This is a genomic window from Lagierella massiliensis (assembly GCF_001407835.1).
GTDB lineage: Bacteria > Bacillota > Clostridia > Tissierellales > Peptoniphilaceae > Mediannikoviicoccus > Mediannikoviicoccus massiliensis.
Genome location: NZ_CYUO01000005.1, coordinates 24,882 through 42,999, shown reverse-complemented (window position 1 = coordinate 42,999; position 18,118 = coordinate 24,882). Strand labels below are relative to the sequence as shown.

At 33.0% G+C, this 18,118-nt stretch carries 19 protein-coding genes and 1 pseudogene; 2 read left to right on the top strand and 18 right to left on the bottom strand.

Features of this window, described 5'->3' with window-relative positions:
- Positions 1–54 precede the first annotated feature (54 nt).
- A complete protein-coding gene (locus tag BN2746_RS03785; RefSeq protein WP_055078529.1) occupies positions 55–1,023 on the top strand; it encodes a 3-hydroxyacyl-CoA dehydrogenase family protein in 969 nt (322 codons plus the stop codon).
- A 57-nt stretch (positions 1,024–1,080) separates the two neighbouring features.
- On the opposite strand, the gene BN2746_RS03780 is transcribed toward BN2746_RS03785, so the two are convergent.
- From BN2746_RS03780 to murA, 18 genes and pseudogenes are all read right to left on the bottom strand, one after another.
- Complete coding sequence (locus tag BN2746_RS03780; RefSeq protein ID WP_055078528.1) at positions 1,081–1,986, bottom strand: diacylglycerol/lipid kinase family protein; 906 nt, start codon at positions 1,984–1,986, stop codon at positions 1,081–1,083.
- Between the two features lie 135 nt (positions 1,987–2,121).
- On the bottom strand, positions 2,122–2,631 hold the full coding sequence (locus BN2746_RS03775; protein WP_055078527.1) for a hypothetical protein: 510 nt from the start codon (positions 2,629–2,631) through the stop codon (positions 2,122–2,124).
- 82 nt (positions 2,632–2,713) lie between these two features.
- Positions 2,714–4,243 carry a YifB family Mg chelatase-like AAA ATPase gene (locus BN2746_RS03770; RefSeq protein WP_055078526.1) on the bottom strand — a complete coding sequence of 510 codons (1,530 nt, stop codon included), beginning with the start codon at positions 4,241–4,243 and terminating at the stop codon, positions 2,714–2,716.
- Between the two features lie 9 nt (positions 4,244–4,252).
- Positions 4,253–4,729, bottom strand: a complete 477-nt coding sequence (locus BN2746_RS09155) for an MOSC domain-containing protein (RefSeq protein WP_317133681.1) — start codon at positions 4,727–4,729, stop codon at positions 4,253–4,255.
- A pseudogene (gene moaC, locus BN2746_RS09150) lies at positions 4,703–5,152 on the bottom strand (cyclic pyranopterin monophosphate synthase MoaC); the annotation flags it as partial. The gene BN2746_RS09155 and the pseudogene moaC, both read right to left, overlap by 27 nt.
- Entirely contained in the window at positions 5,153–6,103 is a 951-nt protein-coding gene (moaA, locus tag BN2746_RS03760) for a GTP 3',8-cyclase MoaA (RefSeq protein ID WP_055078524.1), read from the bottom strand.
- 29 nt (positions 6,104–6,132) lie between these two features.
- Complete coding sequence (locus BN2746_RS03755; protein ID WP_055078523.1) at positions 6,133–7,077, bottom strand: hypothetical protein; 945 nt, start codon at positions 7,075–7,077, stop codon at positions 6,133–6,135.
- Positions 7,064–7,633, bottom strand: coding sequence for a PilW family protein (locus BN2746_RS03750; RefSeq protein ID WP_055078522.1), 570 nt, complete (start codon positions 7,631–7,633; stop codon positions 7,064–7,066). Before BN2746_RS03750 ends, BN2746_RS03755 begins: the two co-directional genes overlap by 14 nt.
- The gene (locus BN2746_RS03745) at positions 7,611–7,949 is read right to left on the bottom strand and encodes a prepilin-type N-terminal cleavage/methylation domain-containing protein (protein WP_055078521.1); all 339 of its coding nucleotides are present in this window, start codon (positions 7,947–7,949) and stop codon (positions 7,611–7,613) included. The genes BN2746_RS03750 and BN2746_RS03745 overlap by 23 nt, the downstream gene beginning before the upstream one ends.
- On the bottom strand, positions 7,933–8,358 hold the full coding sequence (locus tag BN2746_RS03740; RefSeq protein ID WP_077064924.1) for a prepilin-type N-terminal cleavage/methylation domain-containing protein: 426 nt from the start codon (positions 8,356–8,358) through the stop codon (positions 7,933–7,935). The genes BN2746_RS03745 and BN2746_RS03740 overlap by 17 nt, the downstream gene beginning before the upstream one ends.
- Positions 8,359–8,360: 2 nt before the next feature.
- On the bottom strand, positions 8,361–9,581 hold the full coding sequence (locus tag BN2746_RS03735; protein ID WP_055078519.1) for a hypothetical protein: 1,221 nt from the start codon (positions 9,579–9,581) through the stop codon (positions 8,361–8,363).
- Positions 9,578–10,300 carry a prepilin peptidase gene (locus tag BN2746_RS03730; protein WP_055078518.1) on the bottom strand — a complete coding sequence of 241 codons (723 nt, stop codon included), beginning with the start codon at positions 10,298–10,300 and terminating at the stop codon, positions 9,578–9,580. Before BN2746_RS03730 ends, BN2746_RS03735 begins: the two co-directional genes overlap by 4 nt.
- Entirely contained in the window at positions 10,293–10,667 is a 375-nt protein-coding gene (locus BN2746_RS09230; RefSeq protein WP_055078517.1) for a prepilin-type N-terminal cleavage/methylation domain-containing protein, read from the bottom strand. The genes BN2746_RS03730 and BN2746_RS09230 overlap by 8 nt, the downstream gene beginning before the upstream one ends.
- Before the next feature lie 9 nt (positions 10,668–10,676).
- The gene (locus BN2746_RS03720; RefSeq protein ID WP_268909044.1) at positions 10,677–11,759 is read right to left on the bottom strand and encodes a type II secretion system F family protein; all 1,083 of its coding nucleotides are present in this window, start codon (positions 11,757–11,759) and stop codon (positions 10,677–10,679) included.
- Positions 11,760–11,761: 2 nt separating this feature from the next.
- Positions 11,762–12,952 carry a GspE/PulE family protein gene (locus BN2746_RS03715; RefSeq protein WP_055078515.1) on the bottom strand — a complete coding sequence of 397 codons (1,191 nt, stop codon included), beginning with the start codon at positions 12,950–12,952 and terminating at the stop codon, positions 11,762–11,764.
- Positions 12,953–13,101: 149 nt separating this feature from the next.
- A complete protein-coding gene (locus BN2746_RS03710; protein ID WP_055078514.1) occupies positions 13,102–13,758 on the bottom strand; it encodes a ComF family protein in 657 nt (218 codons plus the stop codon).
- 1 nt (position 13,759) lies between these two features.
- Positions 13,760–15,982, bottom strand: a complete 2,223-nt coding sequence (gene recD2, locus BN2746_RS03705; RefSeq protein ID WP_148445360.1) for an SF1B family DNA helicase RecD2 — start codon at positions 15,980–15,982, stop codon at positions 13,760–13,762.
- A gap of 38 nt (positions 15,983–16,020) precedes the next feature.
- Positions 16,021–17,286 carry a UDP-N-acetylglucosamine 1-carboxyvinyltransferase gene (gene murA, locus BN2746_RS03700; protein WP_055078512.1) on the bottom strand — a complete coding sequence of 422 codons (1,266 nt, stop codon included), beginning with the start codon at positions 17,284–17,286 and terminating at the stop codon, positions 16,021–16,023.
- Between the two features lie 242 nt (positions 17,287–17,528).
- Here murA and BN2746_RS03695 point away from each other — a divergent pair, with 242 nt between their 5' ends.
- Positions 17,529–18,101, top strand: a complete 573-nt coding sequence (locus BN2746_RS03695) for an ECF transporter S component (RefSeq protein ID WP_055078511.1) — start codon at positions 17,529–17,531, stop codon at positions 18,099–18,101.
- The last annotated feature ends 17 nt before the right edge of the window (positions 18,102–18,118 follow it).

The window sequence follows — 18,118 nt, the reverse complement described above, 5'->3', positions numbered from 1 at the left end:
AACTATGCTTTTGGGTATATAATATAAAAATAGAAAATTAAAAAGGAGGATATAATGGTTAGAGAATTTAAAACAGCATCCGTCATAGGCGGTGGAGTAATAGGTTCGTCTTTTACATTGCTTTTTGCGATGGGCGGAATGAATGTAAAAAATTATAACAGAAGTTCTGAAGGAGAACTAAAATCTAAAAATACGATCGAAACCTACTTAAACGAGTTAGTGGAAAAAAATGTAGTTTCAGAAGAAGACAGAGATATTATTCTTTCAAGAATAAGTTTTACCAATAGTCAAGAAGATGCTATCAAATACGCTGACATAATTGAAGAAGCTCTTCCAGAAAACTATGATATAAAAAAAGAATTTGTAAAGACTTTTGATAGTTTTTCAGATAAAGAATGCGTTCTATGTTCTGCAACCTCTGGACTACTCATTACAAAAATAGCAGAAGACGCCAAGTACCCCGAAAGAATTTTTGGAGTTCACCCCTACAACCCTCCTCACCTAATCCCTCTAATAGAGATTTCACAAGGAGAAAAATCAGACCCTATATTGGCAGATGAGATAAAAGAACTTTTTATAAAATTAGGTAAAAAACCAATTATTATAAGAAACGAAGTTCCCGGATTTATTGCTAACAGACTTCAAGCTGTGGTATTAAGAGAGATGATGGACTTAGTTTATAAAGATGTAGTCAGTATGGAAGATGCTGAAACTGCACTTACCTTTGGTCCAGCAATAAGATGGGCGATTATGGGACCGGGACAGATATTTGAACTCGGTGGAGGTGAACACGGGCTTAAAGGACTTCTTGATCATATAGGTCCTTCTATGGAAACCTGGTTAAAAGACGCAGCCACATGGACCGAGTTTACCGATGACATAAAGAAAAAAACTGTAGACGGAGTTAAAGAAGCTATCAAAAACAGACCGTCCAATATAGGAAACACCAACGAAAGTCTCGCAAAGTACAGAGATGGAATGCTCCTTGAAATCTTGAGACTACACAAAGAATTCAAAATCTAATAGGATTTAAAAGCATAAAAAAGTCTCCTTACCAAATCACATGGTAAAGAGACATTTTTATATTTTTTCATTACATATGTTTGCAAATTTCAAAGCTTTTGGTGAAACTCTAAAATCTAAATAATCAGTTTTAAAAATTTCACCATCAACATTGACCATAATCTCTTTTTCAAACTCTATTCGTCCCTTAGTTAGCTTATGAAAGTGAATTAATTTATGTGAAAGATGCCTTCCTTTTTTGTATTTAAAAATAAGAGGGACCATCTTAATTAAAGACATCTTCTCCGCTAAGCAAATCTCCAGCACACCATCTTTTATATTTGCATTTGGAGATGGATTAAACCCACCACCATAGTATCCCCCATTACAAATTGCACCAAGAAGAAACTCACCATCTACACTAACAGAAGTATTTTCAACATTTTGAATTGTAGATTTTATCTTAAACTTAGGTATCTTAAATATATTTTTAAACACTGCCCTTGGATATGCTCTTTCTCCTAATTTTGGATTCTTTTTTAGCAAGTCATAGGCATCCTTCAAAATTATTGTATCAAATCCAAAACTTAACACATTAATACAATATCTGTCGTTCACCTTGATTAAGTCGATATCTTCAACAATTGGATTTATAGTTTTATCTATACTAAAATTTTTATAATTGAAATTCTTTGAAAAATCATTGGCAGTACCAGATGGAATAAGTCCCAGAGTAAACTTTGCATCAGTTTTCTTCATCTCATTTACCACTTCATTTAAAGTTCCATCGCCAGAGCAAACATAAAAAAACAAATCTTTTTCATCATGATACTTACTAACAACTTCCTTTGCATGATTCTTGTATTCAGTTTTTATGATTTCATACTCTAAATTTTTTTCACTGTAACAGCGAACAATTTTATTTTCCAACTCAGTAAAAAAACCACTCCCCGCTTTTTTGCTGAGCAAAAATAAATATTTCATTTAATCACCTTGCCATATTATAATATAAAATCAATCTATGTACAATATGATATATTTATTTCAAATATACGTTATACATCTTAAATTTTGTAATAAAAACCCTGGAAATTTCCAGGGTGATAGCTTTATATTCTTTTACTTTGAAACCACAACCTTTAATAAGTAGTCTTCGTTTTTATCTTTAAATGGTTTCTCTATTTCATTTATATTTGACCATTTTAAAAATATTGTTTCACCTTGTGTAACTTGAAACTTAAATTTTTGTACTGAATTTGATATTCCTTCAACCATATCTTTATCTTTTATTGAACAATCAACTCTGCTATATGATATTAAATCTAAAATATTTTTTTCGTCTACACTCCAAATATTGATGGGTAGATATTGAGGAACAACAAGATCAACGACATCGCTTTCTTCTTCCAATTTAATAACAATTTCAGAATTTCCTTTTGAACTTTTTGCAATTTTTATTGGATAGGACTTGTCATTAATTAAGACAACATCATTCTTCGGATATCCTTTTTCATCCAGTGGAAAGTCTGTCTTTGTCGTTTTATTTTCAGCCCCTCTGCAACCTGATAATAAAAGCATGATTGGAATAAGAAATATACATGATAAAGTTAATATATTTTTCTTTTTCATTTTTACCACCTTCTTAAAGTTTAAATGAAATATTTTTCTTTATAAGCTACAATAAAATCTTAAAAACTTCCAGTGTTATTATCTATCCCCAATACTTTGTATCAACTGTTCTAAAGCGTATCGCTTCAAGCAAATGCTTTTCTTTTATATCTTCGCTTCCATCAAGGTCTGCTATGGTTCTGCAAAGTTTTAGAATTTTATTGATACTTCTTGCTGAGAATTTATATTTTTGGTACGCCGCTTCTAATAACTCATTTAAGTTGTCGTCAAGTTTAACATATTTTTTAATAAGTCTATTGTTCATTTGACCATTGGTCTTGGTCTTTTCTCCTTTGAAACGCTCTCGTTGAATATTTCTCGCCTTAACAACTCTTTTTCTAATTTCTTTAGAAGACTCTTCTGGTGTTTTGTCTCTTAAGTCCTTTAGCTTTACTGGCTTAACATCTACATGTAGGTCTATTCTATCAAGGATTGGCCTTGATATCTTGCCAAGGTATCTTTGTATTTGTGACGCACTACATGTACACTCGTGTTCTTCACTACCGTAGTATCCACATGGACACGGATTTGCCCCTGCGATAAATAAAAAATTTGCAGGATAAGTAAGTGTTGCGTTTGCACGGGAAATTGTTATGGTTTTTTCTTCCAAGGGTTGTCTCAAAACTTCTATGGTTGATTTCGGAAATTCTGGAAGCTCGTCTAAAAACAACGCTCCGTTATGTGCTAAGGATATTTCTCCCGGCTTTGGAATTCGACCTCCACCTATGATGGACACTGAAGAACTTGTGTGGTGTGGTGCTCTAAATGGTCTTTTCTTTATAAGTCGATTTTCTTTTAATTCGCCACTCACCGAATAAATTTTTGTACATTCCATTGACTCTTCAAAGTCCAGTGGTGGTAGAATGGTAGGAAGTCTCATTGCCGCCATTGTCTTTCCTGCCCCTGGTGGCCCTATCATAAGCAGGTTATGTTCTCCTGCTGCTGCTATTTCCATAGCTCTTTTTAGATTTTTTTGTCCCTTTATTTCAGAAAAGTCTATGTCGTATTCTACTTCTTCTTCAAAGTCGCTAAACACATCTTCGTTAAATGGTTCTATATCTATATTTTCATTTAGATAATCCACAAGGTTTGTAAGATTGTCCACAGGTATTATGTCAACGTCTTTTACTAATGAACACTCCTCTTTGTTGTCGACAGGTACTATAATTTTTTCAAAGCCCATTTCCTTTAGTGATATTGCCATGGGCAGGGCTCCGTCCACCGTCATAAGCCTTCCATCAAGGGCAAGCTCTCCTATAAATGCAATGTTGTCCTTTGGTTCTTTTATTATTGTTCCATAGGCTGTAAGAATTGAGATTGCAATTGAAATATCTAATTGTGAACCTTCCTTCTTTAAATTTGCCGGTGCCAGGTTTATGGTGATCCTTCCAACGGGAAATTTAAATCCAGAGTTTGTTATTGCTGAACGAACCCTCTCTTTTGCTTCTTTTATTGATACATCTGCCAGCCCGACTATATTAAATGCTTGAAGTCCTCTCGCTATGTCTGCTTCAACTTCTACTTTATATCCTTGTAAACCTTCAAGAAAACAGGTATATATCTTTGAATACATAATAACTCCTTAGTCTAACAGCTCTATCTTGTCACCTTTTTTAATAAGTCCTCCCTTTAATACTTTTGCAAAAATTCCTTCCGTTGGCATGATACAACTTCCAACTTTTTGTTTTATTGCACAGCCCTTATGGCATTTTTTTCCGATCTGTGTAACTTCTAAAAGGCTATCTCCTATTTTAAACTTTGTTCCAACGGGAATTTCGTGTAGAACAAGTCCCTTTGTTGTAATATTTTCTGCAAAGTCTCCGTCTTTTAAATCAGGGAGCCCCATGGCCTTCATCTTGTCAATGCTTTCAACTGCAAGTAAACTTATTTGTCTATGCCAGTTTCCTCCATGGGCGTCTCCTTCCAGTCCAAAGTTTTCTATTAAATTTCCAACTTCTACAGGAGTTTTTATTACACCTTTTTCCCTTGAGATGTTTACGTCAATTACTTCTCCAACGCCTCTTTTGTAGTGACCGGACTTTCCTCCAACTTTTTCCATTAATTTCACTTCCTCTATTACCATGCCTCTGTCTATAGCCTTACACATATCATATATTGTTAGGGCTGCTGTTGAACAACCTACAAGTGCTTCCATTTCAACTCCGGTTTTCCCCGTTGTCTTTGTTGTGCAATATATGTCAATACAATCTTCTTTTACTTCAAACTCAATGTCTGCTCCCGTTAGTAATATGGTGTGGCACATTGGAACTTGCTGTGGAGTGTTCTTTGCTCCCATAATTCCTGCAACTTGTGCCACTGAAAGCACATCGCCTTTTTTTATTCCACCACTTTTAACCCTATTAATGGTTTCTCTTTTCATTCTTATAGTTGCCTTTGCCGTAGCAACTCGAAGGGTATCTTCCTTTGATGACACGTCCACCATCTTGGCTCTACCCTGTTCGTTAATATGAGTTAAATCCATTTATCCTCCAATTTCATTCATGTCGGTTTCATTGTACTTGCCTTGTATTAGGGAATGTCTTTCGGGCTTTTCGTCAATTGCCTGTAATATAACTTGTTTTATATCTTCGCCATTTCTAAGTGGCGTCTTAATATTCACTGTCTTTTTAGAATGTAGACATAAAACTAAATTCCCCTTAACTGTAAGTCTAATTCTGTTACAGTTTTTGCAAAAGTTACATGATATTGGGTTTATAAATCCAATTTCTCCCTTGTAGCCATCTATCTTATAGTACTTTGCTGGTCCCGATCCAATACTTTCTCTAACCGGTTTCAAATTGCCACATAAATTTATCAGCTCTTCGTTTGAAATAAAGTCGTCTTTATTCTTTATAGCTTCTCCAATTGGCATTAGCTCGATAAATCTTACGATAATATCTTCGTCCTTCGTAAGTTCTAAAAAATCTTTATACTCATCTAAGTTAAAAGACCTTAGTACTACAGTGTTTATTTTTATTGGACTGATACCATACTTTTTGCAAGCTTCAATGCCTTCAAGTACGTCTTTTAGTTTGCCACCTCTGGTTATGTGGCTATATCTATCTTCTTTTAAACTGTCTAAAGATATGTTTACTCTATTTAGTCCAGCATCTTTTAATTCCTTCGCCATGTCCTTTAAGAGGATTCCATTGGTGGTCATTGAAATATCTTCAATTCCAAGCTCTTTTATCCCCTTTATTAGGTCTATTACTCCATACTTTACCAGTGGCTCTCCCCCGGTAATTCTAACTTTTTTTATGCCAAGCTCTTTGAAAGCCTTTACTATTTCTATATATTCATCAATGGTAAGTACCTGCCTTGAGTCCACCTTGTGGAAACCATCTTCTGGCATACAATACCTACATCTTAAATTGCATCTATCTGTAATGGAAATTCTTAGATAATCTATCTCTCGTCCAAATCTATCTTTCATCTTCTCACCTATTTTAATTATAGCATAGGTTATTTAATCATTAGACTATGAACCTTTGGATTTAAATTAAGTCCAATATATTCATTTAGTCTAAAAATATTATCTATTGATAAGGTTGCTCTTCCTTCATATTTTTGAACTTCAACAACCTTTCCCAAAACTCTTATATCGGAGTAGGGTGAGTAATTAATAAGTATCCCATCTAACTTTATCTTCCCAACTTTTTCACCTTCTTCTAAAACAGCTATTCCTTTAAGTTGTGGCATATCTACCGATAGAACTTCAAAACTCTTTAAAGTATAAAAATAATCTCCCTCCAGTACTTTAAATCTATTTAAATATTCTTTTATATCTATTTCTATTTCTTCGTTGGGTTCAACTTCTTCATCTTCAGTACCTTCTATCAAATTATCTTCTAAACTTTCTATAATTTCATTAAGAAGTTTTTCATACTCATCCCTTTGTAGATAATAAAGAGTTTCTCCATCTTGATAAAAAACCAAATCATCTCCAATTTTTTCAAGATTGTTATCAATTATTTTTTCAATTTCTTCATCACTTAACTTGATTATGGAATATTTACTTAGAAGTTCAGATTTGTTTTTTTCTATTACAATTGTATTTTTTGTAATAGTATCCTTATACTTTATATTGTAATTGATTAAAAATCCTCTATCATTTTTTCCTGGTTTTAAATTGATTTTTTCATTGTAACAGTCAAGACCTGTATCTTCTATTTGAATCTGTTTTAATTTTTGTTCTGAAGGATTTTTTGCAAATTCCATAAAGTCTTCACTGTTTATAATCTTGTAGTAGATTGACCTTGCAATCAACTTATTTTGATAATAATCTCCTTTGTTTATGACTTTCTTTGACTCCATCCTAATTCCCAATATAAGCACAGTTATTATCGAAACTAAAAGCATAAATATTATCAGAGTATAAATTGAAACATATCCCTTAGTCTTCTTCACTTTTAGCCTCCACAAATATACCTAACAAGCTCTCTTTTTCTAAACCACTTTCTTCAAAAGAAAAGTTTAATTCCATATAGTTAGAAGCTTTATCAAAGTAACTTCCTTCAACTGAAGTCACGTTTTCACAGATAACATTTGTGCCTTGATAATTTAAGTAGCCTTTTTCTTCCACAGGGGTAGGGCTACTGTAAATAGCTCGTTGAATTTTGTCTTTCTTTAAATAATAATATACGTAGTCATGATTATATCCATCTGAATTGTTATAGGGTAGTATTTCAATTACAAAACCTAAGTTGTTTTCCCTAAGATTTAAAGGAAATTCACTTGCTTCATATACCTTATATGACCTTGCAACTTCCTTTTCTATATAACTTTGAGCATATGAAACAGAGGCTTCTCTTTTGCTGTAGTCAAAGTCAGTTTTTAAGATATTTAATGAAAATCCAAGCAAAACCGTTAAAACTGAAAGTATTATAAGAGAAATAGCCATTGCAAGTATAATTTCAATTAGAGTAAATCCCTTGCTTTTTTTATTTAGGAATGATTGTTTCATAAATTTGCTCCATTTCACTTTCTCTGTCAGTTATTCTAACTTCTACTTTTCTAAAGTCACCTTCTGAAGATATATCGTAGTTTACAATATACTTTTCGTTTTCTCTTATTGAAATTTCTCTATTCGTTGAAAGTTCCGAAATTATTTTTTCTGTAACCGTTTTAGAGTAGTTTGTAAACTCCAGGTAGTTTTTTTGTCTGTTACGAAGATTTGAAATATTACCAAGAGCTGGCAGTGTAAACACCACTATTATAGCTAAAATAAAAAGTGCCACCAGGCATTCCATTAATGTAAATCCTCTAAATTTCTTTTTCATCAAGATTCACCTTCCCTGTGGCAATTTCAATAGTAATAAAATATTTCTTTTTTTGTCCTTCAAATAGGTATTCTCCTGCTTTATTAGGCGCACCTGTAGAATTAAATTTGATTCTATTATTATCTCCCTTAACAGCTATGTGTTTTAGATATATTTTTTCTACTACTTCCCCTTCTTCATATAGCTGTACTATATTTTCTCTTCTATCAAACTCTACAATTGAAGAATATCCACTTACAACAGCTTTGTTTCTCGCCTCGTTTATAGTCATAATAACCGATTTTATTTCGAGCCTCTCCTGATACTGGTTCAAAAAATCAAATCGCAAAGAGGCAATTCCGACTAATAACCCCATTATAAGTAGGGTTAAAAGTAGTTCAATTAATGTAAATCCCTTTGTCTTTTTCATAATTAATTAAAGTAAATATCTAAATACATTCCATGTTCTTCATCTATAAAACCATACCTTGCATCTTCATTTGGTAGTATCTTATACTTATTGTCTCCGATACCATTAACATTTCCTCGATAGATTTGACTTCTTTTAACACGTATAAAGTAAATCTCTCCATTAGATCCTTCTGCCAAGATATTATCTGTGTTATTTGAATAGAATTTATAAAGGCTATCTGATGACACGATTTTTTTCTTATATTTCTCTTCACCCTTTGGCTTGGTGTCAATATACATAATCTTTAAAGATTCTCTGTCAAATATATCGGTATAGGAAGAAAAAATCCCATTTCTTAGTGCGATAAAAGAAAAAAACTGTTCTGATGGCTCTATAGGAATTTTTTCAACATTGTTCTTTTCATCAACAATATAAAAATAGCTTTCTTTTTTCTCTTTGCCCTGGGCAATCAAACGGTTACCATTGGTATATATTCTATCTTGTATCTCATCTACAAATTCGAAGGAAAATTCATTGTTTTGATTTTCGTCAAGCAGTGGAGATACAATATAATTTCCATCCTTTAGCCCAAGGTAATAAAGGTCGTTAAACACAAACAAAAACTTTGGTGCAAACTTTTGTTTTTCTAAAGTCTTAATCAGGCTTATTCCACTATGATTTAACTTTCCGATAGAATAGGTTTTGTTTTCAATATTCTTCCCAAAATATGATTCGGTTTGTCTATTATTTGTCGGAAAAATATTTTTTTCAACTTTTTTTTGTATATCCGTTGCTTCAGTTCTTTCCTCTGAACTCTCTGTGGTATCAACAGTGGAAACTCCTTCCGTTGGTTCATTAAAAAAGGCTTTTTCTCCATCGCCAAAACTTATATAAATATCTCCTTGGTAGACCATTAGGTCGTGAATCTTCATTCCATTTTGAAAGTTATATCTTTTAACTTCTCTTTCACTTTGAAAGTCATATACCATTAGAGAATCCATCAACTTCTTACTTTCTTCATCCTCCACATCATGAATTAAGATGTAGAGTCTATTTTTATTTGCCTTTAAAATCTCATGTTCTTCTTTTATTTGAGGAAGCTTATACTCTATCATGCTGTAATCAATATCCATGTCCTGAATGTTGTACTCTTCCTTTTCCACTTCTTTTACCTGCCCCCTTGAGCAGGCAATTGTTATTAACATTATTAAAAATATAAATACTTTTAGTAATTTTTTCATCCTATCATGCCCTTTATTATTTCAAGTATGACAAAAGACGAAGAAATAATTGGCACAAAAGCAATCTCCATCTTTCTATCTCTCTTCTTTAAGTATAACACGAGTGCCACTAAACCACCTACCACACTAATAAGAAATAGAAAAATTGTTGTTTCATAAAAATTTAGGCTAAGGTTTAGACATACTATAAGTAAAATATCACCAAAGCCAACATAGTTTTTTTTACTAAGCATATATCCAATCAAAATGATTAGGCTCGAAAAAATAAATTTATATATAGCCTCTTCTTTAAACCAAAAATTATCATAGGAAAGAATAATGCAAATAAAAAATACGCCAATTATATGGGAGTAATAAATATCTTTTGTCTTTAAATCTATTATAGACATGGCGATTAGTGTAGAAACTAAAGTAGCCATAAAAATACTTTTGTAAAAATTTTTAACCATTAAGTAGACTATGACAAATAAAAATCCAAATAAAACTTCCGTAATCAGATACCTACTTGATAACTTTTTATTACAACAGCTACTTCGTCCCCTTTGAAATAGAAAGGATAATATTGGAATAAGATTATAAAATCGAAGCCTTCTATGACAGTAATCGCATACTGAAAAAGGTTCTGTTATAGGGTTTTCAGAAGTCTTTCTCATTATTTGAAGATTAAAAAATGATCCCATAACAGAACCCAGTATAAATAAAAAAACTCCATTAATCATCAAGCTCTATAATCCCAGGGGATACTGTAACATTTCCATCTCCAGTAATTGTAACAGTGTAGTCCTGTCCTGCTTTATCCTTTAATTCTTCAATTCCCTTTGGGACCTTTGGATAGTTCTTTATATAGTCATTTTGACTGTTAGTTTCATCTGGCCAAGTAACAGCCACTCCTCCATTTGCAACATAGTTAAGTGCTGCTGATTCAAGCACTCTAACATTTGAGTTGTGGGCAGTTATAACAGATTTCCTCTTGGAGTTGTTGTACTTAGGGAGTGCAATCGCCGCAAGAACTGCAAGAATTGCAATAACAATGATAAGTTCGATTAATGTAAAACCCTTTGACTTCTTTTTAATAAGTTTTTTCATAGCTCCTCCTTAAAAATTATAATTATTTATTAAATCAAACATAGGAGTGGCAATGGAAATAACAATAAATCCAATTATTATAGCCATCACTATGATGATTACAGGCTCAAAAACCCTTAGCATGTTATCTATAGCATAGTCACTTTCTTCGCTATAGTGAGTTGAGATAACTTGTAATATATCGGAAAGTTCTCCTGTTTGTTCCCCAACTTCAATCATAGATGAAAATAATTTTGGAAGTTCTTTTATCTCGTGAAAAGTTTCAGAAATACTTGTTCCATTTTCAATTTCTAAAATCCCATCCTTAATTCTCTTTTCTAAATATCCATTTCCAAGACCCTGTGAAATTATAGAAACCGCATCTATGAAATTAAGCCCTGCATTTGTTGAAATTGACAACGCCATCGCTAATTTCGAAGTTAAAACTTTTGAATAATTCTTCCCAATTATGGGAATTTTGAATTTAGCTTTATCAACAGGCACTTTAAAATCGGTCCTTCTATACAAAAGAATAAAGATAAAAATAAGCATTAAAATAGCAACCAGCAGTATAACACCGTGATTGTTAAAAAAAGAAACTATTGCAATTAAAACTTTAGTAGACTTAGGAAGAGATGTTTCACTTTCCTTAAACAATTCTAAAAAAGTTGGCATAACGTATGTAAAAATAAAAAATAGAACACAGATTGCTGTCAACACCAAAATAATTGGATATACTAAAGCACCCTTTATCTTTTTGTCAATCTGGTCAGTTCTTTTGTAGTAAAGGGAAAGATTTCTTGAAATCTCTTCGGTTCTACCAGTTTCTTCGCCAGTTTTAATCATAGTTATAAAAAATTCTTCAAATTTTCCATGTCTTAAAAAACTCTCGGAAAGACTATGTCCCATTAAAAGATCATCATATACTGCATTTAAAATATAATTTAAACTTTTAATTTCCTTTTGGTCCTTGAGGATAAAAATCGCCTCTTCAGAGTTAATTCCAGCCTTGAGCAAAGAGGAAAACTCCTTTAGAAAAATCGATAATTCTTTATTATTTTGTTTTAGATATATAGGCTTATTAATTATTTCCCTAACAGTTGAAATATCCATAATCATACTATAGAAAGATTGGCGAGTTCTTCAAAGGAAGTGTTACCCTTTAAATACTCAACGCAACCCTTATACTGTAAATTTTTAATATCCTTTTTCTTACCAAGTGCCTTTAATTCGTCCAAGTTAACATCGTGTTTAATAAGATCTCTAAAATCCCTGTCGATAATAACTATTTCAACAAGAGCCTTTCTTCCAAGATAACCTTCGTTACAAAGCTCGCATCCACATGGTTCATATACCTTTTCAGGAAATTCAGAAATTCCAAAAGATTTTAGATAATCTATCCTTTTAGAGTCTAAAGAAACTTCTTTTTTGCAGTGAGGACATAAAATTCGAATAAGCCTTTGAGATACCACACCTCGTAGACTTGCCCTAATCAAATAATCCTCAACACCCATATCAAGTAGTCTAATAATAGCAGAGTAGGCGTCGTTAGTATGTAAAGTTGAAAAAACTTTATGTCCAGTAATAGATGACCTTACGGAAATTTGTGCAGTCTCTTTGTCCCTGGTTTCTCCAACCAAAATAATCTCTGGATCTTGCCTTAAGATTGAACGAAGAGCTGTAGAAAAATTAATCCCCGCTTTTTCGTTTATTTGAATTTGATTTATTCCAGAAATTTTAAACTCGACAGGGTCTTCAACTGTGATAACATTTACCCTCTCATCATTTAATTCCCTAAGCAAAGAATATAGAGTTGTAGTCTTGCCACAACCAGTAGGCCCAGTTAAATAAATTAAACCATTATCAACCTTAGCTAAGTTTAATAGCATATTTAAATCTTCATCATATAGCCCTAAGTTCTTAAGGCTAATCTTTTTCTCATCTTTTTCAAGAATCCTAAGTACAACCTTTTCCCCATAGATAGTAGAAATTGTAGATACACGAATATCCACATTCAAATTCTCATAATCAAAATTAAAAGAACCATCCTGTGGGAGTCTCTTCTCAGCGATATTAAGTCCTGACATTACCTTTATTCTGCTAACATACCTCTCATACTCTGATTTCAAAAGAGTTCTTTCATTATAAAGTCTCCCATCAATACGAAACCTTACCCTTACAGTTTCCGAAAAGGGTTCAATATGAATATCGGAACAACCTCTTTGAACAGCTTCAAAAATTAATTCATTTACATCTAAAATAATATTATCTACCTTTTCAACTTTTTTAACTTTCTTTCTAATCATATTAACCACACTTTTAAAGAAATTTAGTATATTAAAGAGTACATCTTTATGTTAGCACGTTAAATAGAATTGTTCAAGATATTTTAAACTTATATTTATTTTTCTAATCTATAGTTTTAATGGGGTATGTTTAATAAATATTTTTAATTTTATCTTCCACTTTTAAAAATGCTCTCTGGTTTTGCCTTTCCGATCACAAGCGCATCTATATTTTTGTATCCAATTTTTTTTAGTGTTTTTATAGCTTCTTGCAAAGTATAACCAGAAGTTATAATGTCATCTACAATTAATATTTTTTTATTTAAAGTTCCTTCTTTTCTATTTCCTTTGAATGCTGAAGTTAAATTGTCCTTTCTTTCTGCCCTTGAAAGAAGATGTTGATCTTTAGTGTCTTTCACTTTAAATAAAATCTCTTTATCTACGGGAACACCTATGCGCTTCGACAAGAAATCACAAATTAAATCGCATTGATTAAAGCCCCTTTTTATTAGTTTTTCTTGAGACAGTGGTATTGGAAGGATAATATCATAATCAAGCCCATTTGAAATGTAAAAGTCAGAGAGTAATTTTGCAAATACTTTTGCATAGTACCTTTGTTCTCTAAACTTGTATTCTATTATCATTCTTTCAATGTGACCTGCATAGAGATAGGGACTGTAGCAAGTGGAGCCTTCAATGGTCTTAAAATCACTTATACTTTCAAGAGTTTTTATACAATCATCGCAGATATAGTCTTTTGTTTTTTCTTCACGACAACAATAGCATGTGTTTTTTGGAAGAAATATTAAGTCTACTAAGTTAAACATATTATTTTCCTATCCCTGAATATACTTTATAATATTCTTCAATCCTCTTTTTTAGTGTTGAATTTCTATTAACTACATATTCGTTTTGTATCATTGCACCAAGATATCTCCTATCTCCAACCATTACAACCAGTTTTTTTGCCCTTGTTATGGCTGTGTAGATTAGGTTTCTGGTCATAAGCATGTATGGTCCCGGACCGACTGGAATAACAACAACTGGAAACTCACAACCTTGAGACTTGTGTATGGTGATAGCATATGCAAGGGAAAGTTGGTCCACTTCGTTGTAGCTGTAGGAAGCGGTTCTATCGTTATCGAAGAGAACTTCTATTTTGTCATAGTAAGTATCTATATTTTTTATCGTACCAAAATCTCCGTTAAAAACTCCCTGGGTAACTTGTCCTTCAATACTTTTACATTCCTTTTCGTAGTTGTTCTTAATCTGCATAACCTTGTCCCCTTCTCGAAATGTCCTATCTCCCTTTACAAATTCTTCTTTATCCGGAGTCTTAGGGTTTAACACTTCTTGAAGACTGTTATTAAGTTCCACCGTACCAATACTTGTCTTTTTCATCGGTGTAAGCACCTGAATGTCTTCTATACTCTCAATATTGTAGAAGTCGGGAAGCCTTTTTGATACCAGTTTCAGTAGGGATTTTTTTATATTTAGCTGATCATTCTCCTCTATAAAATAAAAGTCTTTTCCCTTTTCATTTAAGATTGGAAACTCTCCTTTATTTATCTTGTGGGCATTTAAAACAATATTGCTCTCTTGTCCCTGTCTGAAAATCTTTTTTAATTTTACCGTCTTAATTAGATTTGAGTCGATTATGTCTTTTAATACATTTCCCGCTCCAACGGAGGGCAATTGGTCAATGTCTCCTACAAATATTAATTTAGTCTGTGCTGAAATTCCCTTTAATAAATTTTCCAAAAGGACTAAGTCTATCATGGATGCTTCGTCAATTATAAGTATATCTCCTTCAAGAGGATTTTCCTGATTGTGCTCAAATATCATTCCCTTTCCTGAATCCACTGGAGTGTATCCAAGTAGTCTATGAATAGTCTTCGCTTCCATGCCCGAAGTTTCTTCCATCCTCTTTGCTGCCCGTCCCGTTGGTGCAGCCAGTAACACCTTTAACTTATGCTCGTTATAGATATCTACAATTCGTTTTACTATAGTGGTCTTTCCCGTTCCTGGCCCCCCTGTGATTACAAGAATATTTTCGGTGCAGGCATATTTAATTGCATTAATCTGCTCCTCGTCATAGGTAATGGACTTATCTTTTAAAATCTTTTTCTCTTCTTTATCCCAATCTATTCCCGTAAAGATGTCTTCGTTTGTCAAAAGTCTTCCAAAGGATTCTCCTACTTTTAGTTCCGATTCATAAAGATGTGGAGTATAAAGAATTTTTTCGTCACTGTACTCATCTAAGACTAAGGTTGCATCAAAGACTGCAGGAGCAATATGCTCTTCCACTTCCTCTCTTGAAAGGTCTAAAAGTGCACATACTTTTGAAAGGGTAAATTCATAGGGCATGTAGCAGTGACCATTTGAAACTGCTTCGTTGGTTAAAAAGTAAGACAAGCATGCCTTAACTCTAAATGGAGAATCTTTTTTAATATCCGTCTTAAGGGCAATTTCGTCGGCTCTTTTAAATCCAATTCCCCAAACATCGTTAATGAGCGCATAGGGATTTGTCTTAATTTGCTCTACTGTATCATCGCCATATTCCTTTATGATCCTTTGGGCTTGAGTTGGAGAAATTCCCAAACTTTGTAAAAACATAATGGTCTCTTGGCTCTTCTCTTGCTCTTTTATAGCCTGTTCAATATCTTCGAATTTCTTTTTGCCAATTCCATCTATTTCAAGAAGTCTTGATGGTGTTTCATTAATAATGTTTAAAGTTTCCTTGCCAAATCTATTTGCGATTCGCTTTGCCATAACTGGTCCAATATGAGGAAAAGCACCAGATGACAGATACTTTATTATTGAAATTATTGAAGATCCTTCCGTTACATAATAATTAGAAACACTTAGTTGCTCACCGTATTTATCATGGTAGATAAGTTCGCCTTCCACATCGATACTATCTCCAACCTTTACATCTGCAATGTATCCTACTGCAACTATTTCTCCATCATCAGTTTTCATTTTTAAAACCGTGTAGTTATTTATTTGATTTTTAAAGATAATATTTTCTACTATACCTTCAATTTTCATAATGTTCCCATCTTAAAAAAGCGGGGTTTCCCCCGCATCTATTCACTGATTCTTTCTATTTTTGCTCCAAGTTTTCTTAACTTGCCTTCAATATCGTCATATCCTCTATCAATATGTTCAACACCAGATACATATGTCTTTCCTTCAGCACAGAGTCCTGCAAGTATTAGGGCTGCTCCTGCTCTAAGGTCTGTTGCTTTTACCTCTGCTCCTCTAAGGGTAGGAACTCCTGCAATTCTTGCTTCTCTTGCGTCCGTTGCAATAATTGCTCCCATTTTTAAAAGCTCATCAACATGCATAAATCTATTTTCAAATACAGTTTCTGTAACCATTGACTGACCCTTTGCAGTTGTTAAAAGAGCCATAAACTGCGCCTGTGCATCAGTTGGAAAACCAGGATAAGGTAGTGTTTTTACATCTGTTCCAATTAAGTTATCTGTTCCGATAATTCTTATAACATCTTTGTCTTCATTTACATACACTTTGCATCCAACTTCTTTAAGCTTTGCAACTATTGGCATAACATGGCTTGGAATACAATTTTCTACAGTTACATCTCCTCTTGTAATCGCTCCCGCAATCATGTAGGTTGCCGCTTCTATTCTGTCAGGTATAATTGCGTGTTGTCCTCCTCCAAGCTTCTCAACACCTTTTATTCTAATGGCTGAAGTACCAGCTCCCTTTATATTTGCACCGAGTTTGTTTAAAAAGTTTGCAAGGTCAACTATCTCTGGTTCCTTAGCTGCGTTTTCGATAACTGTCTCTCCTTGTGCAAGGGTAGCAGCCATCATTATATTTTGAGTCGCTCCTACTGAAGGGAAGTCGATGTATATAACATCACCTTTAAGTCCGTCTTCTGCAACAGCTTCTATTCTGTCGAGACTTTCATTTATTTTTGCTCCAAGGGCCTTAAATCCTTTAAGATGTAAGTCTATTGGTCTTTTACCAATGGCACAACCACCTGGTAGATATGTCATAGACTCTCTTCTTCTTGCAAGAAGAGGACCCATAACTAAGAATGAAGCTCTCATTCTATTCATAAGTTCCATAGGTGCTATATGACCTGTAAGGTTTGATGAGTCTATTTCTACTGTGTTTTCATCTAAATATTTAACTTTAGAACCTAAAGATTCTAAAACTTTTAAAATTACATTAATATCACTTAATTTGGGTACATTTTCCAAAATAATCGGTTCTGTTCCTAAAAGCGAAGCTGCAATAATTGGTAGTGCAGCATTCTTTGCACCAGATACCTTTACACTTCCGGATAATGGACCACTATTACTTACTACTATTTTTTCCACAATTCCTCCAAAAAAAATTAACTAATTAACTTCTAATATTATACCACAAAGGCTTAACAATAACAGGTTCTCAATAATTATATGCCTAAAATAAAAAAAATAATAAACATTTGGACTAAATTTAAATTAAAAACTTATCGAATGAATTTATTTTTCAACATGTGTTAAAGTCGAATTTTTTCGTTTGAAATATCTGTTATAATAACTTATGAAATTATTTATTATTTAACTTAGGAGGAGAAATGAAAAAATTAACTACAAAAGATTTAACAATACTTGGACTTCTTTCAGCAATAACAATTTTGTTTGGACTTACTCCATTAGGATATATTCCCTTTGGAGTAATAAGAGTAACCACATTACATATACCAACTATAATCGGTGCAATCATATGTGGACCTTTAATAGGAGGACTGGTTGGACTGGTGTTTGGACTGTTTTCTCTTTTCACAAACCTGACAGCTCCATCATCTGTGCTTTACTTTATGTTTATAAATCCTCTCGTTTCTGTTGTTCCAAGGGTTTTAATAGGAGTATTAACTGGACTGTTATATAAAAAGTTAAATGAAAAATTTAAGAACAACTTCTTTGTTCCATTTCTAGTTGGTGCTATTGGAGCGATAATAAACACAGTTCTTGTTTTAGGTATGGGTTATATTCTATATGCACCTAAGATAGCAAAAGCTTTTGACTCAGCAAATGCAGGAAAAGTACTTCTTGGTGTTGCAGCATCAAACTTGCCCCTTGAAATACTTGCTACTTCTGTGCTTGTAGGATTTATAATTAGACCTCTAAAAAAATCTTTAATAAAATAATTTTAGTTGATGTGGAT